The organism is Candidatus Leptovillus gracilis (assembly GCA_016716065.1).
GTDB classification, from domain to species: domain Bacteria; phylum Chloroflexota; class Anaerolineae; order Promineifilales; family Promineifilaceae; genus Leptovillus; species Leptovillus gracilis.
Window position 1 is genome coordinate 158923 of the sequence record JADJXA010000008.1, and the last position, 16242, is coordinate 175164.

The following is a 16242-nucleotide window of genomic DNA, read 5'->3' on the forward strand; positions in this document are numbered from 1 at the left end:
GGTTAGATAAGTTTTGTCAGTCAATCAGGAATCACAAGAGTACTTACTCTGTTAATTCCTCAGCAGACTGTAGTCAAAAAGTAACTACTAAGCCAGTCATTCTCGCGAAGGCTGCTGCCTGAACTGTTGACCAGGTGAAGGGGTTGACCCAATAAAACACTTTACTTTATACTGTCTGTCAGGATATTGCAATTTTGGAGGTCAAAATGAGCGAAGCGCAAATCAGTATTGGACAGGTGAAGCGGGACATTTCTGAACTGGTCAACCGGGTGGCATTTGGTGGGGAGCGAATTGTGTTGACTTCTCGCGGCCGGCCAAAAGCAGTTCTGGTTAGCCTGGAAGATTATGAGCGGATTCAGATTGCCGATGAGCAGTCGCGCCTGGCAAAATGGCAGACGTTCAATACAGAGCTGGAAAGCCTACACGCCCAAATCATGGCCCGGCGTGGCGGCGAGCCTCTCGACTTGGAGGCGATCATTACCGCCCACAAAGAAGAACAGGAGGCGCGACATGACGACCTCATTGGTCATTGATGCTAACCTGACTTTCCGCTATTTGCTGCCCGGAGAGGCGCACGAGCAATTACGGCCGTTGTTCCACCAATGGGAAGCGCAAGGAGTCACCCTCATCGCCCCCACCCTTTGGGCTTACGAAACGGCTTCTATCATCAGCAAAACCGTGCATTTTGGACACCTCACGGAAGCCGAAGGCGAGGCGCTGCTGCAAATGGCCGGGGCTTTTACCGTGCAGCTCATCCCGCCTGATGGTGAGTTGCTTAGCCGCGCTTACACCTGGACGCGCCGCCTGAATCAAGCGGCTGCCTACGACAGCTTTTATCTGGCATTGGCGGAGCGCCTGAACTGCGACTTCTGGACGGCCGATCTTCGTCTGGCTAATGCCGCCCGCCAGCCCTGGATCAAAAGCCCGACCTTTTGATTTATGGAGCGTGCACTTGTTGAAGATTTAGGTATGGTCCAATCAGGCTGAACGCTAGTTGTTGCAACGCTTTTGAGATTATGGGCAACGGCCGTTTCCCCTCCTTCACACCCTCACCAACACCGGCGCCAACACGCCCCAATCAAATTGTCCGGTATAAATTTAGGCCGGCTGTTTTGGAAACGGCCGTTGTCTAACCCCACCACCACGTTATAAAAGCCAAAAGCCCGCCTGAAATCAGGCGGGCTTTTTTGTTAAGTGGGTGAAGGTAGCTAACGGCCGTTACCGCAGCTTTCGACTGAGGCTGAGGCTGACGGAGCACCGTCACGCGGGTTTAATGTTTTGGTTCAAGCGAAACAGATTCGTCGGGTCGTACCTGGCCTTCAATTCAGCCAGGCGTTGGTACTTGGCGGCAAAGGCAGCTTGCATCATCGCGTCGCCTTCTTCCTGGAAGCCGGCAAAATTGAGATAGCGGCTGCCGTCGGAAAACGGCCGTAACGCCTCCAGCATCGTGCGCGCCCAGTTCATATTTGCGGCATCAGCGGCAGGGTCTTCCCAATTGGCCTCTGGGTTGACCAGAAAGTTGACGTGCCGGCCGTGAAAAGCTGACGCATTGTCGCCCATCCGCTGGATTGCGCCGCCAATATGCCAGACGTCGGTGGTACTCAGCAAAGATGGCTGCTGCCGGGCATGTTCCACCAGGACAGTGATCGCTTCGTCGCTCAGGTCGGTAAGGTTCAAAGACTTCCAGTAGTAACGCAGCTCCCCGGCCGGGTAATCTTCATCGAAGAATTTTTGTAGTTCCAAATAAGGCATGATACCGCTGAAATCCAGTAGAGGTTGGCGGAATGTGCGCAGCGGAGCCATTAACTGCTCGCCTGTACGCTGGTCTCCGGCATATGGGCCGATGAACAGGACAAAAGGCTGGCCGTGCAGCTCGGCCGGGAAATGGGCCACGCCTGGTGGGAAAATGCCAATGGCGGCCAGCAGGCTGATTTCGTCGGGCGCAGCCAGGGTGTAGTCGCGGAAGAAACGCATCACCTCTTCGGCATGGTGACCATCGTGGAAAACGGCCGTTACATACACCTCTGTCCCAATCGCATACAGTCGATAGGTGAAGCGAGTCACAACGCCGAAATTCCCCCCACCACCACGCAGCCCCCAAAACAAGTCCGCATTTTCTTGAACGTTGGCAATGACAACCCGACCGTCGGCCAACACTACTTCCGCCTCAATGATGTTGTCGCTGCTCAGGCCATATTTGTTGCGCAAATGGCCGAAGCCACCGCCCAACGTCAGCCCGGCGATGCCGGTTTCGGTGACGACCCCCAACGGCGTGGCCATGCCAAACTGCTGCGTCGCCTGATCGACATCGCCGATCGCAGCCCCGCCCTGCACATGGGCAATTCTGGCTTGCGGATCAACCGTCACCTGCCGCATCTGGGACAGGTCCAGAACCAGGCCACCATCATTTGTCCCGTGACCGGCAACCTGATGGCCACCACCACGCACGGATAGCAGCAAATCGTTGTCGCGGGCAAAGTTGACGACCGCCACGACATCATCCACGTTAGTGGCGCGAGCAATCAGGGCTGGGTAGCGATCAATCATCCCGTTCCAAACGGCGCGGGCGGCGTCATATTCGTCGTCGCCAGGTTGGATGAGACGGCCGTTGAACTGCGGGGCCAAAGCTGCCGCATAGCCGCTTTGTTCATAGACAAGAGGTTCATTCAGTCTAGACATGACAGGTAACTCCTTCAGGCAGTAGGTATTGATGGCTACATGGTAGGCAAAAACGGCCGTTGCCACAACTATCAGTGGTTGGTTTACTCGGTTGGCAAAAGGCAGGAAAGTGAGCCTGACAAAAGTTAGGGGTAGACAGGCTAACCAAGACCGTGCTTCACAGCGTACAGCGCCGCCTGTGTGCGATCGGCCACTTGCAGCTTGCCCAAGACAGTGGAAACATACCCTTTGACGGTTCCTTCAGTGAGGTGCAGATTGGCCGCAATTTCTTTGTTGCTGTGCCCCTGGGCGATCTGGCGCAACACATCCAACTCACGCTCAGTCAGGGTACTCAGCAGATCGGGTGACGTGGGCGTCATCATCCGCTGCATCAACTGGCGCTGCGCTTCGGGATGCAGTGTTGGTTCGCCGCGAGCGGCGGCATGAATGGCGCGCAGCAAATCGGCCCGCAGCACGTCCTTCAACAGGTAGCCGATGGCCCCGGCCTGAATGGCATCAGGTACACGCTGATCTTCGGCAAAGCTGGTCAATACCAACACCTGACAGGCCGGAAATTTTTGCCGGATAGCCGCGGTGGCGGCAATACCATCCATTTCTGGCATCATCAGGTCCATCAGGACCACATCCGGCTGCAAATGATCCAGGTGAGCAAGAGCCTCGGCCCCATTACGCGCTTCGCCAATGACCTGGACGCCAGTCTCTTCGTTGAGCAGCATGGTTAGCCCTTCGCGCACGATGGCATGATCATCAACAATCATCACTTTGATGGGCGGTTCGCTCATGGCGTTTGTTCCTCCTTTTGCGGCAGACGGACTATCACGGCCGTTCCCTCCCCTGGCGCCGAGCGGATTTTCAGGTAGCCGCCCAACGCTTCAGCCCGTTCGCCCATGGTGTGCATGCCCAGGCCGCCCAGGAAACGGCCGTTATTCGTATCCGTCCTAAACCCGACGCCATCGTCGGCAATCTCCAGGCAAATCGCCTCCGTCGTCTCGCTCAAATGGATGGCAACCTGTGTCGCTCGCGCGTGCTTGACCACATTGTGCAGCGCTTCCTGGGTGATGCGAAACAGCGCCACCTCCACTTCTGGTGGATGCGGTCGGTAACCGGCCACGTCCACAGCAATGGTCAGGCCATCTTGCTGCAACGTCTCCACGTGCCGCCGCAGCGCGGTCACCAACCCTTCCTGGCGCAGGTAAGCGATCTCAGGCAGGCGCGTTTCAGGGACCGCAGCCACAGAATCTTCAGGCGAGCGCAGTTCAAAAAGCAGCGCGCGCATTTCAGCCAGGGCGCTTTGGCTCAATTCCAACAGGCGGTTTACCCGATTTTCGCCTTCAGCCCGGTCGCGGGACCAGGCCGGAGCGATAGATTGGGCGATGAGGGTGATGCTGAAGATGAGCTGGGTGACGGAATCGTGGAGTTCACGGGCCAGGCGCTGGCGCTCTTGCAACACGGCAACCTGCTGGCTGCTGCGCAGCAGCAAAAGCTGTTGGCGGCGGGTATCTATGGCGACGGCCAATTGAGCGGCCGTCACCTGGTATGGCCACAAATCGCTTTCCGACCAGTCATAGATGGCGGGATAGCTGAGGATAACCAGACCAATACGCTGCTGCTGCACGATCAAATGGGATCATGGTCAATGCTGGGCGGCCAGTCTCTCGTTGCAGCGCCCGCAGCGTCTCGCTGCACCGGGGATCGCTGTGAACGTCCCGGATGCGGATGGTTTGCCCGGCATCCAGGATCGGGTCTAGAGCATCCTGGCGGTAAGGCAGGTGGTGGCGTATCAGGTGCAGGCCATCTTCTGCGGACCAGGTTCCGCGCACGATAACGGCCGTTCGTTCCCCACTTTCGGCAAACTCATACAGCGCCACTGTGCAAATGTACTGGCCGCGCACAGCCACATGCTGCAAATAGGCTTCGATCACGTCATCTACGTCAAACGAGGCGGTGATCCGGCGGCTGGTCTCATACAAAAGGCGGGCCTCGGCCAGATTGCGCTGCGTTTCCTCAAACAGATAGGCGTTGCTGATGGCGACGCCAAGCTGATCGGCCACCAGTTCCATGTCGGCGGCTTCGTCCTGATCAATGGTATGGTTGGCTTCAATGTTCAGCACGCCGAGCAGCCGCTTCCCCACGACAATGGGCAGAGCCAGTTCCGACTGGATGTCGTGGGCGCCAGGGATGGGGATGTAGCGCGGATCTTCGTGGACGTTGGGGATCAAAACAGCCCGGCGGGTTTGCGCCGCCGCGCCAATGATGCCAGCGTCTCTGGGCTGGCTGTATGGCCCTCGGACATTATCGGCGTAGATGCCGCTGCGAGCCGTGAGGACCAGTGTGTTGGGATCGTCACGGTCGAGGAGCAAAACGGCCGTGTTGCCGTAAGACAGCTCTTCGCCTATGGCGGAAACGGCCGTTTGCAGCAGTTCATCCAGGTCCAACGAGGCGGCAAGCAATTTGCCGATGCGGTTCAGGGCAATTTGTCGCCCAGCGCGCCGTTTTTCGACGGCGAAGAGGCGGGCGTTTTCGATGGCGATGGCCGCATGACGCGCCAACTGCGTCAGCAGCTCCACGTCCGGCTGCCCAAAGGCGCGCGGCGGTTCTGCGCCAATGCCAAAAAAGCCGATCATCTTGCCGCGCCAGAAAATAGGCAAACCAATCACCGCGTCCTGGATCAGGTCTGGCTGCACAGGCAGATCCAATTCGCCATAATGATTCAGGACAATGGGTTCTTGCGTGGCCAGAACCTTGCCCGCCAACCCGACGCCGCGCGGCATTTCCATGCCCAATTCGCCCGGCGGCATTTTGTAAACAGCCTCGGTGCGCACACGCTGCTGCGCCACGTCCACCAACCCAATCGTGCCACGGTCGGCGCTCAGCAGTTCGCAAGCATGTTGCACAATCCGGGTCAGTAACGGCCGTAGCTCCAACTCGCTGCTGATGGATTCGATGATCGCCCGCAGGCTCTCTTGCTGGTGCAAGATGCGGGTCAAATCGGCCGTGTTCGATTCTGTCATCAATCGCTACCTGAGTCTCGAATTCTGGCTGCTGTGCCCGACCTGAGTCTGGGTCGATCATCAATGAGGAAACGTCCACCACTTCAAAATCTGCTCCGGTGACAACGCGCAATTAGCGTAAGATGTTATTGTCCCAGCGTTCATCCGGCGCGCCGGAAATATACCAGGGAGAGCCATTATCGGCCAAAATGATGCCGTATGTTTTGCAGGCTTGCAGAATCACCTGGACTGGTGGCGCAAAGCTGGAGATGTCGTAGTCGGCCCGCAGACGCAGGCGCAGGCCCATAGGCGGGTAGTTGGGGCCGGTCAGGTTGGAGGCGTGGTGGCGCGCCGGGTTTGGCGATCAGCGGGAGGTAGAGTGGTGGGTTCTGGCTGATCTTTACTTTCCGGTAAGTCATAGGTGCTGATGGCGACCAACTTGTTCATAATTGCAGGTAGCAAAAACACAAACTGCAAGGAGGACATATGTCAATCGCCATCATCCGAACTATACAAGTTCTGGAAGAAATCGTACAAATTCTGCCTGTGGGCACGAACCTGGCTCTTTTACATTTAATGTGGGTCATGCTCAATGGGTCCTTTCTCAGAAGCCGAGGTGCTGTTCACGGCGCATTGGTTGAATCCGGTTTCACGCCAGGCCAGGTCAGGCGGAGTTGGTCAGCGCTGCGCTATGGCGTTTGGTCCATCAGCGAACTGATCGGGCGTTGGCGCGCGATCGTCCTGCGTGAAGGGCGTTGGCAGCCCCGTGAATATGATGGCTACCGACCATTGGCCGTGGACATCACAGCTTTTTGGCGACCTAAACTCCAGGGTTGGGCCGGCAAGTTCTTTTATCGTCTAGCGAATCGGGCCGTCAAAGGCGTCGGCTACGGGGTCATCACGCAGGTGGGGCAAGTGGATGGACAACGGGTTCCTTTGCTCAAGCGGATAATTCGGGTCAAGCGGTCAGAGATGAGCGAAGCCGACCTCAAGGCGGATATTTTGCGCCAGGCAAGCACCTATCTGGACGAGAAGGAAGTTTGGATTCATGATGCTGGTGTGGGATTGGCCGACGTGCAGACAGCCAACATTGCCCGGTATGTCATTCGCCAGGCGGTGAATGTAACCGGGCGACGCAACTATCTGCCGCCGGCTAAGGATCGCGGCCGACCGGCTCAATACGGTGAAAAAGTGCGTCCGTTGCCGCGGGAACGACTCGAACACCTGATAGCAGCGACGTCGCCGGATGTCAGCACGCAATTTCAATTTCAAGGACGCACCATTCAAGTTCAAGGCTGGCAAGAGCTGGTGCGTGCTGACCAGAAAGTGGCCGATGCGACGCAAACCTTCACCATTTGGACCTTTTCCGACCCTTTGTATAAGAAGCCAATGGTTCTGGGCACAAACCTGGCGGCCTCGGCAGAGACGGTCTTTCTTCTCTACCTTGACCGCTGGCCCGTTGAGCAACCGCCACTGGTCGCCAAGCAAATGTTGGGATTACATCGTCAATTCGTTTTTGCCCCCGTCTCAGTTCTCCGGCTGCCAGAGTTGGCGTTGTTGGTGGCTAACATCCTGACCTACCTGGCTGCGGTGCTGCCGGCGATGCCTACCGGATTTTGGGACAGGCAGCCGAAGCGCACCTCAGGACGGTTGCGGCGCGTGTTAGCCAGGGCAGTTTTTCCTAATGAATACCCTTTTGCTGACCGACTTCGAGAAAAGCAGTCGGTTACGGCCCATTTGCCCAAGGGAATTCTAGCCCATCGGCGAAGGAAACGACGCCAAACGGCTCCCTGAAACGGTATTTGGCGCTATTTTCGCCCACATTGTTAAAGTTCTTTGAGCCAAAGCTGGGCTTTGGATTGTTCGTTTTGCCCTTTTGGGGCAAGCAGTTACCGGAAAGTAAAGCTGATGGTGGCTTGAGAAACGGCCGTTGCCCATCCCAGCCCCAACGCCAGACAGCCTGCCAGCAAAACCAAACCAGGCCAAAATTGTGTCTGCCCTTTCGCCTTCATAAGCACCTTCTGCGGGCGATCCACCTGTCATTCAGAGTCTTTCACCACCTGTACCAACAGCCACACTACCAATTTTACATGATAAACGCAATTATTATGCCCCTCTCACTGCGCCGGGTAAAAAGCTGACAGTGGCCCTGACGACGTGAGAGTAGATTTTGATGACGCTCTCTACGCCAGCCAGATGCAGCACAAACTTCACCTGCGCTCGCGGGCTGGCAATGCGGAGATCGCCGCCCTGTCGCCGTACTTGCTGCGTTCCCTTCAGCAATGTTTTGATCCCGGCGCTGCTCAGGTAATCTACTTTTTGCAAGTCAGCTACCAGAAAAATGGTACCGGCGGCAATTTGCTCCTGGATGGTCTGGGTAAGGAGGGGGGTAGAGAGGGCATCTAAACGGCCGTTTACGGACAGGATCGCCACGTTATGGTAACGACTTGTGCGAACGTCCATTTTATTCCACCCTAAGGGAAAAGTTAGCCCCCGGCTTCGGCTCAACTTGCGCTGCAAAAACCAACCAGCACTCAGGCAGAGGTCGGAAAAGATCGGCGCTGCGAGCGGAGGCATTCTTCTGCGCCGCGAAACAAGCGGGGTCGTCCAGGAAATGAATCAACCCCTGCTTGAGCGACTGCCTGATTAACGGGTCCAGGCGCGGCGTCAGGCCATCAGCAGCTGCGGCCGCGGCGAAGATGAACAGCGCCAGCCCAAGCGCGATGCTCATGAAAAATCTTCTGTATTTTTGTGGTCGTGCCATCTCGTTCCCTCTTTGCCAGGATTATCCTGTCTGGTTTTCTTGCTATTACCAACAGGATAGAGGGAAACGGCCGTGAACACAGCCAGCAGAAGATAGATGTCCGTTTGGCCAATCGAAAGGGTGAGCACCCTGACAAAAGTTAGGATCAGACAGATCTCGCACCGCAAGAATCGCCTTCTCCGGGAGATAGAAGTAGGGGAACTGGCCAAACTCTCCCGCGTAGAAAAATTAGCCGTTCGATCCGTTTGTTTATCACTCCTCACAAACAAGGCCAAAAACCAAAAATCGCCTGATCCCAGATCAGGCGATTTTTCATTCTGCTCAGAGAATGCTCTGCTACTATATAGCAGCAGGATCGTTAACAAACGGGCTATTCAATTTTTAAGGGATGAGCCATATATCTAAACGGCCGCTCGTTGGCTGATTCTTGCCAAGAGCCTACAAGCGGTCATGATAAACAAGGAGCAAAAGAACAAGCTCGAAATGATGAGAAGCGCGAAGGGAATCATGGCAGACTCCTTGTTAGCTGAGAGACATCAGGCTGACGACGTAGATGAGGTAGGAGAGGAGCATGATGCCCAGTAAGGCGAAGCTGCCGCCATCGTATTCGCTCTCATGCGGGCGGAGGATTTGCGCAAGTAGCAGTAGGGGCAGTCCAGGTTGCAAGCGTTGGTGATGTGCAGCCAGGCGGTGAGGGTTTCGGGTTGAGCGGGTTGGGCGATTGGGGTTGTGGCGGCCGGCTGGATGAGTTGCTGGCGGGCCAGTTCAGCGTCTATCTCCTGGCTGAGGGGTTGGGGGTGGTGGACTCTTGCCAGCGCTGCCAGGCGGCCGGGTTGAGGACGCTGGGGCCGCTGGGAACGAGGGTTTGGGTGTAGCGGAGGGTGGGAAGGGAAACGGCCGTGTCGCCCGCGTCCTGGTCGCCCTTCTGGATGCCCCCCTCGACCTCCACCTCGGCTACCCTCAACCCTTGCGCCAGCGCGAATAGCAAAATAGTATCATGCGTCATGCGTGAAACATCACACGTCCTGGCGCACATACCTTGCTTTGCAAGGTATTTTTAGACCTGACAGGTCTTGCAAGACCTGTCAGGCCCTGATCAGGCGAAACGATTATTTGCGGAACAATTCCCGCACAACAATATTACGTTGAATCTGGCTGGTGCCCTCGTAAATCTGGAAGATTTTGGCGTCGCGCATCAGCTTTTCCACCGGGTATTCAGCCATATAACCATAGCCGCCAAACACCTGCACCGCGTCTGTCGCCACTTTCATGGCCGTGTCGGCCGCAAAAGCCTTGCCAAACGATGAAACCATCGTATCCGGCTGGCCGTTGTCCACCGCCCAGGCAGATTTCCAGACCAGCAGCCGCGCCGCTTCCAGGTCCATGGCCATATCGGCAATTTTGTGGCCGATGGCCTGATACTGCCAGATTTCTTTGCCCATGCTCAGGCGCTCTTTGGCGTACTTGACGGACTCTTCCAACGCCCGGCGCGCCACACCCAACGCACCAGCGGCCGTCGCCGGGCGGCTGCGGTCGAACACCTTCATCGCCGTGATAAACCCTGTGCCTTCCGCGCCCAAACGATGGCTTTCCGGCACAATCACATTATCGAAAACGACTTCGGCCGTATCGGACGCATGTTGGCCCAGTTTATCGAATGGCTGCCCCACGCTGACGCCGGCCCAATCCCGCTCCACCACAAAGCAGCTCATGCCCTTGTAGCGCACGGCCGGATCCGTATAAGCGAACACCGTGTAAAAATTAGCCACCGTCGCCCCGGTAATAAAGGTCTTGCTGCCATTGAGGACGTAATGGTCCCCCTCTTTGCGGGCGACGGTTTTGATGCCGGCCACGTCGGACCCCGCTTCTGGTTCGGTCAGACAGTAGGCAGCCATTTGGCCGTTCGCCAATCGGCCGCAATACGCATGCTTTTGTTCTTCTGTGCCGGCGATGAGGATGGGCAAAATCGCCAATCCATTGACGCCAATGGCCGTACTCATGCCGGAGCAGCCCCAGGCTAACTCTTCGGTGACAATGCACTCTTCCAGAAGGCTCAGCCCCAAACCACCATACTCTTCAGGGATATTCATTGTGGTCAGACCCAATTCCTGCGCCTGTTTGATAACCGGCCAGGCGTATTCGTGGGTTTTATCGTAATGCTCGGCTTTGGGGGCGATTTCGTTTCTGGCGAATTCGCGGGCCAATAGTTGAATTTCACGCTGTTCGTCGGTCAGACCAAAGCTGACGCCATCATTTAAACTCATGGTAAACGATTCTCCTTAACTTGACTTTGCTGTCCGGGTCCAGGTTGCGTGGCAGTGGCTCCCTGCCTCCAGAATTAATAAATGGGTTTGTGGAATCGGTGTAGAGTATCCAGTGTTCAGTAAACTGGATACTGAACACTTCTCCCACTACAACTCCCCCTTCTCTTCCTCTTGTGGGTTCAGGTGGGACTGTTCAACTTTAATCAGGTCAATGGTCATCAGGCCGTCTATCTGGCCGGTGTCTATGATGGCGTCGCGGGGCATTGTGCCCTTGTCGGCGATGGGACCTTCGACAAAGACACGGGCAAGAGCAAAGCCGGTAATCTCTCCTTCTTCGCCGACAAGAATATCGCCGATGGTTCCCAACTTGGTGCCGCCGGGCGTGTCTACACCACGACCGCGCAACTTTTCCAGCCGCAGCCACTTGTCGGCCTCATCCAATTCTTTGTTGTCGGTTTCCACCTCGGCGTTTTTCACCAGGATGGCGTCTATGCCAAAGACGATAACGTCGTCGCGCCGGATGAGCTTGGCTTTGCGGCTGATCAGACCCTCTGAGCCGGTGAAAAGGCCGGTGATCCAGTAGAGGTCCTGATTGACGTACAGGTCTTTGGCATAACCGACGAGACGGCCGTCGGTTATGCTAATAATGGGTTTCCCGATCAGGTCTTTTCCTAAGCGCATGGTATGTCTCCCTCTGTGTGTGGTTCCCAGATAGCCGCTCAACCGGGGCCAGACGCCGGGGTTGTACGGGGCTGATGGCTAAAACGATAGTCTGATTATAATGCGAGATTGGCGTAAGGCAACAGGTTTGCCGACGGCCGTTCGGTAAAAACACACCTTGCAATGATGATGAAGCCATGTCTACCCATACGCCTTCCCTAAACCCCGTATCCTTGCACGCCCAATTCCCGGCGCTGCAATTAGAAGTCAATGGACAAACGGCCGTATTCCTCGATGGCCCGGCGATACGCAGGTCTTCGTGCTGCTCGATTTTGCACTGGAGGAGAGCGATTTGGGTAGCTTGACAAGAACGGCCGTTTACCAGCTATAATGTTACAAAGTGTCTAATCTTCGTAGCCATCATGCATGATGGGGCGGCTAATCCTCAGGAGAGCCAGCCCATTAATCCGAAGCTCGTTTATTTCCAATCAAGATGTGCCGGAAAGGAGGCGCAGGATGCGTTCTCAAAGGCTAAGAACCAGGCTTTTGCTGGCTTACATCATACCTCTCAGCGTCGTTGTGTTAGGTGATCTATTTGTATACCGGGCGCTGAAACTCGGGCTGGACACAGGAGCCTGGGTGAACCATACCAATCTGGTTATCAGCGATGCGACGGCCCTGGCTAAAGCGGCGATTGACGTGGAAACAGGGTCGCGGGGTTATCTGCTGACAGGGGATGATGAATTTTTAGCCCCATACCAGAGCGGATTGGCCGATTTTGACCACACAGCGGTCGAACTGCGACGGCTGGTTGACGACAATCCAGACCAACTCGCCCAATTAGCCAGGATCGAATCACTGCATCAGGAATGGATCGCCCAGGCCGTCGAACCGGAAATCAGAGCCTATCGGGCCGGCAATAGGGAAGAAGCGGTGGAGATGGTACGAGCCGGCACGGGCAAACTCATCCTGGACCAACTACGCGACGAAATCGCCCTCTTCATTGAGGAGGAAGAGCGCTTGCTCAGCCAGCGCACCGAAGATAACAGAGGTGCGGCTAACCAGGCCCTTTTGTTTGCCGTCGCGACCCCGATGCTGGCTATCTTCCTGGCATTAGGCTTCGCTACGTACCAGTCACGCCAGATTTCCCAGATTATCCAGGACTATGCCGATTTTGCCGGGCGTGTGGCTGCCGGCGACCTCACCACACAGTTGGACCGGCGCACGGAAGATGAACTCGATTTCCTGAGTCAACATCTGAACAGTATGGTTGAAAGCCTGGCGGAATTGGCCCAGGAAGTGCAGGCAGCCAGCGATGATGTGGCCGGAGCCGCTGCGGAAATACTGGGCACAGTCCACAAACACACCAACACGGCTCATGAACAGGCCACCTCGATCGGCCAGGTAACGTCACGGATGGAAGTAGTGCGCGCCGCTTCCGAGCAGGCCGCCGCTCGGGCGCGTGAACTGGCTCAGAAAGCGCAAACTTCTATGCGCGTGAGTCACGACGGGACTGAAGCGGTTAAGGCCATTATTCACGGCATGGAAGACATCCGCCTGAAGGTGAAGGCTATTGCGCAGGACATTTTGAACCTGGCTGAGAAGACGAAGCTCATTGGCGAAATTACGGCGACGGTCAACGATCTGGCCGATCAATCCAATTTGCTGGCCCTGAATGCGGCTATTGAGGCGGCACGCGCCGGGGAGCAGGGTAAAGGGTTTGCCGTTGTAGCCAACGAGGTGCGTGTTTTGGCAGAGCAGTCTAAACAGGCGACAGCCCGGGTGCGGGCCATTCTGGGGGAGATTCAAAAGGCGACCAATGCGGCCGTTTTAGTGACAGAGGCTGGCGATGAAAAAGTGGAGAATGGCATGATTCTGGCTCACCGTGCCGGTGACATTATTTTGCAGCTATCTACTACAGTTCAGGAGGCTTCTGATGTTTCCCATCAGATTGTGGAAGCAGCCCACCAGCAAAATGACGCCATTGACGAGATGCTGCGCGCGATGAAAGAGATTAACCAGACGACCCACGAATCGGTGCAAGCCGGGCAAAAGTCGGAAGCTGTCGCCAAACAGCTTAATGAGCTGACCCAACATTTGAAATCAATGACAGAGCAGTACCGATTGAGTTGAACCTACCGATGAACACCACGCAAGATTCCCCTGCGCCGGACCTTTCACAGAATGGCGAGCATCCCATGGCATTGCTGCCGGCTGAAACTCTCATCGCTCTGGCGATAGTCCGTTGCGCCGGGTTGTTGTATGGCATTGACGTGAAGTGGGTGCGGGAAATACAGCCGTTTACCCAGGTCACGCCTGTCTATGGCCTGCCTGCTTTTTGGGTCGGCGTTATGGCGCTGCGCGGGCAGCTTTACGCAGTGTTGGACTTGGCGCAAGTTTTATCACCACAGCAGACCCCGGCTGAAAACCGGCAGCATGTGGTGTTTACCGTTGTTAATCGCCTGGCCATTGGGCTGTTGGTGGAAGAGATGCCAGCGGTATGCCAGATTGATACCCAGACGTTAACGGCCGTTTCCCCTTCAAGCCCATCCTATATAACCGGCACAACTTCTGAGCAGATCACCGTGATTGATCTACCCGCCTTGTTCGCCGATCCTTGCCTGGCTGTACCGGCAAGCCGGACAGGCAATGGCAAACCATGACACCTGACGACGAGCTACAGCAAAGGTTGCTAAACCTGTTTGCCGGAGAAGCCCAGGATGTGATTCAGGCTATCACCCAATCCTGCCTGGCGCTCGAACAACAACCAGGCGCAGCCCATCGCGCTGACCTGACGGCCAACATTTTGCGGCAAGCCCACAATCTGAAAGGCACGGCCCGCGCCTTAGGCTTGGAAGATGTCTTCAGCCTGACGCACCGGCTGGAAGCTTTGTTTGAAGCGATTAAACAAACCGGAGTTGAGCCAGAGACGGCCGTTTTTGACCTTATCTACCAGACTCTCGACGGCATTAACAGCCTGATTGCCGGGCCATCAGAGGGAAACCCGGCCCTGGATTTGCTGCTGAACCGGCTGGAAACGGCCGTTGCCCACATCAACACGCCGCAGACAGCCCTTGCCCAATCGGCCCAAACGCTGGCGGCGGCGGAAACCGCGGCGCCAGATGCCGCCCTACCCGCGTCTCAGGAAACCATCCGTGTCACGGTGGGCAGATTAGATACCATTCTCAATCTAGTCAATGAGCTGCAAATCAGCCGCCTGAGTCTGGAACGCAATCTGCGGTACCTGCGCCAACTGTCTTATAACTCCGACCCATTTGTCCCACAGGTGGGCGTGCCGCCCCCGGCGCACACCCAAATCAGCGATCTGTACCGCCGTGCCGAAACCGACCACCGCCGCCTAAGCCAGCTTTTGGCCCAGCTTCAAGAAAATGTACACCAGGCGCGAATGCTGCCGCTAACGACGATATTTGACGCCTTACCCCGTATCGCCCGTGACCTGGCCCATGAGTTGGGTAAGGAGGTAGTCTTGCATCTGGAAGGCGGCGATATCGAGTTAGATCGCGCTGTATTAGAGCAACTCAAATCCCCCTTGCAACATCTTCTGCGCAATGGCATTGATCATGGCCTGGAAACGCCGGAAAAGCGGCGCGCTGCCGGAAAAGCGATGGCCGGCCAGATCAGCATCACGGCCGTTCAGCGCGGTGGCGGCATTCTCCTGGAAATAAGCGACGATGGGGCTGGTATTGACCAGGCCAGGATAAAAGAGCAGGCCATACGCCAACGCCTGCTGACGGCCGACGAGTCGAACCGGTTGAATGAACAGGAAGCCCTCTGGCTGTTGTTTCGCTCAGGTTTTAGTCTGGCCGGGGCGGTAACGGCCGTTTCCGGGCGAGGCGTTGGGCTGGATATTGTGCGTCAGGCTGTCGAGAGCCTGCACGGGGTGATTTCGCTAGAAAACCGCCCCGGCCAGGGCGTTCGCTTTTCCCTCAGTCTGCCGGTCAGCATCGCCTCGTCCTGTTGTTTGCTCGTCCGGGCGGCCGGGCAGATGTTTGCCCTGCCCACGCGCCAGGTGGCGCACCTGGCGCGGGTAGCGTGGGAGCAGGTGCAGGGGGAAAACGGCCGTTTACGCCTGCTGCATCCCGGCGCAGAACCGATACCCGCCATCAGCCTGGGCCAGGCGCTGCAAGGAAACGGTCATTCGCCGGATCGCTTGGCGGCGCAGGTTTGGCAAACGGCCGTTTTCATCGGCCCGCTGGAACAACCGGTGGCCTTGCTCGTGGACGAGCCTGGCGAGGTCCAGGAAATTGTCATCAAGCCATTGCCGCTGCCCCTGGCTCACATGCCTTATATCTCTGGCGCATCAATTTTAGGAACAGGGGCGGTCATTCTCGTGCTGAATGTTACGGACCTGATCAGGGCCGCAACGCAGCGCGGTTGAGAAAGGTTAACCAACCAATGAACAACACATCGCAAAGAAACAGCCCGGCGCAGATATTGGTGGTGGATGATTCCCTGGTGATGCGTATTCTCGTCCAGGAGACACTGCTGAAGACCGGATTCCAGGTCCTTACAGCCGCAAACGGCATGGAAGCGTGGGAACTGCTGCACAGAGAACCTGTTCACCTGGTCATAGCCGATTTGTCCATGACAGACCTGGATGGTTTGGAACTAACCAGGCTGATCCGCGCTCACAAACAATTCGGGGCGCTGCCGGTTATTTTGATGTCGGTCATGGATATTGGCGATCAGCGGCAGCGCGGACTGAGTAACGGCGCAAACGCCTTTGTGATGAAAGATCGGCGCGACATCGAATCGTTGGCGAACAGAATTAACGAATTGTTGCCAGAGGGGCTGCGCGTGACGCTTCCAGACCAACCCCCGGACAATCCTCCTGGCAAGGTGACAACTTTTTTAGACAGGTAAC

Annotated in this window: 18 protein-coding genes; 7 read left to right on the plus strand and 11 right to left on the minus strand. The window is 56.5% G+C overall.

Features of this window, described 5'->3' with window-relative positions:
- The first annotated feature begins 206 nt into the window (after positions 1-206).
- Both IPM39_19860 and IPM39_19865 read left to right on the plus strand, forming a co-directional pair.
- Positions 207-533, plus strand: a complete 327-nt coding sequence (locus tag IPM39_19860) for a type II toxin-antitoxin system Phd/YefM family antitoxin (protein MBK8988291.1) — start codon at positions 207-209, stop codon at positions 531-533.
- Positions 511-936: a type II toxin-antitoxin system VapC family toxin gene (locus IPM39_19865; GenBank protein ID MBK8988292.1), complete on the plus strand. Its 426-nt coding sequence runs from the start codon at positions 511-513 to the stop codon at positions 934-936. Before IPM39_19860 ends, IPM39_19865 begins: the two co-directional genes overlap by 23 nt.
- Before the next feature lie 324 nt (positions 937-1260).
- On the opposite strand, the gene IPM39_19870 is transcribed toward IPM39_19865, so the two are convergent.
- From IPM39_19870 to IPM39_19890, 5 genes are all read right to left on the minus strand, one after another.
- Positions 1261-2679, minus strand: a complete 1419-nt coding sequence (locus tag IPM39_19870; protein ID MBK8988293.1) for an FAD-binding oxidoreductase — start codon at positions 2677-2679, stop codon at positions 1261-1263.
- 140 nt (positions 2680-2819) lie between these two features.
- Positions 2820-3461 (minus strand): response regulator transcription factor, encoded by a 642-nt coding sequence (locus IPM39_19875; GenBank protein MBK8988294.1) that lies wholly within the window; start codon positions 3459-3461, stop codon positions 2820-2822.
- Complete coding sequence (locus tag IPM39_19880; GenBank protein MBK8988295.1) at positions 3458-4294, minus strand: sensor histidine kinase; 837 nt, start codon at positions 4292-4294, stop codon at positions 3458-3460. Before IPM39_19880 ends, IPM39_19875 begins: the two co-directional genes overlap by 4 nt.
- Positions 4242-5690 (minus strand): GAF domain-containing protein, encoded by a 1449-nt coding sequence (locus tag IPM39_19885; protein MBK8988296.1) that lies wholly within the window; start codon positions 5688-5690, stop codon positions 4242-4244. Before IPM39_19885 ends, IPM39_19880 begins: the two co-directional genes overlap by 53 nt.
- 112 nt (positions 5691-5802) lie before the next feature.
- Complete coding sequence (locus IPM39_19890; protein ID MBK8988297.1) at positions 5803-5976, minus strand: hypothetical protein; 174 nt, start codon at positions 5974-5976, stop codon at positions 5803-5805.
- 326 nt (positions 5977-6302) lie between these two features.
- Here IPM39_19890 and IPM39_19895 point away from each other — a divergent pair, with 326 nt between their 5' ends.
- Positions 6303-7463 (plus strand): hypothetical protein, encoded by a 1161-nt coding sequence (locus tag IPM39_19895; protein MBK8988298.1) that lies wholly within the window; start codon positions 6303-6305, stop codon positions 7461-7463.
- A gap of 312 nt (positions 7464-7775) precedes the next feature.
- Here IPM39_19895 and IPM39_19900 read toward each other — a convergent pair whose 3' ends face one another.
- From IPM39_19900 to IPM39_19925, 6 genes are all read right to left on the minus strand, one after another.
- The gene (locus IPM39_19900) at positions 7776-8132 is read right to left on the minus strand and encodes an STAS domain-containing protein (protein ID MBK8988299.1); all 357 of its coding nucleotides are present in this window, start codon (positions 8130-8132) and stop codon (positions 7776-7778) included.
- 1 nt (position 8133) lies between these two features.
- Positions 8134-8433 carry a hypothetical protein gene (locus tag IPM39_19905; protein ID MBK8988300.1) on the minus strand — a complete coding sequence of 100 codons (300 nt, stop codon included), beginning with the start codon at positions 8431-8433 and terminating at the stop codon, positions 8134-8136.
- A 522-nt stretch (positions 8434-8955) separates the two neighbouring features.
- Complete coding sequence (locus tag IPM39_19910; protein ID MBK8988301.1) at positions 8956-9099, minus strand: hypothetical protein; 144 nt, start codon at positions 9097-9099, stop codon at positions 8956-8958.
- A gap of 106 nt (positions 9100-9205) precedes the next feature.
- Entirely contained in the window at positions 9206-9439 is a 234-nt protein-coding gene (locus IPM39_19915) for a hypothetical protein (protein ID MBK8988302.1), read from the minus strand.
- A gap of 103 nt (positions 9440-9542) precedes the next feature.
- Positions 9543-10697: an acyl-CoA dehydrogenase family protein gene (locus IPM39_19920; GenBank protein ID MBK8988303.1), complete on the minus strand. Its 1155-nt coding sequence runs from the start codon at positions 10695-10697 to the stop codon at positions 9543-9545.
- 147 nt (positions 10698-10844) lie between these two features.
- A complete protein-coding gene (locus IPM39_19925) occupies positions 10845-11378 on the minus strand; it encodes a hypothetical protein (GenBank protein MBK8988304.1) in 534 nt (177 codons plus the stop codon).
- Between the two features lie 495 nt (positions 11379-11873).
- Here IPM39_19925 and IPM39_19930 point away from each other — a divergent pair, with 495 nt between their 5' ends.
- The 4 genes from IPM39_19930 (at position 11874) to IPM39_19945 (ending at position 16241) form a co-directional block, all read left to right on the plus strand.
- Positions 11874-13490 (plus strand): methyl-accepting chemotaxis protein, encoded by a 1617-nt coding sequence (locus tag IPM39_19930; GenBank protein ID MBK8988305.1) that lies wholly within the window; start codon positions 11874-11876, stop codon positions 13488-13490.
- A gap of 65 nt (positions 13491-13555) precedes the next feature.
- Entirely contained in the window at positions 13556-14020 is a 465-nt protein-coding gene (locus tag IPM39_19935) for a chemotaxis protein CheW (protein MBK8988306.1), read from the plus strand.
- On the plus strand, positions 14017-15756 hold the full coding sequence (locus IPM39_19940; protein MBK8988307.1) for a chemotaxis protein CheW: 1740 nt from the start codon (positions 14017-14019) through the stop codon (positions 15754-15756). The genes IPM39_19935 and IPM39_19940 overlap by 4 nt, the downstream gene beginning before the upstream one ends.
- A 17-nt stretch (positions 15757-15773) precedes the next feature.
- A complete protein-coding gene (locus IPM39_19945) occupies positions 15774-16241 on the plus strand; it encodes a response regulator (protein ID MBK8988308.1) in 468 nt (155 codons plus the stop codon).
- The last annotated feature ends 1 nt before the right edge of the window (position 16242 follow it).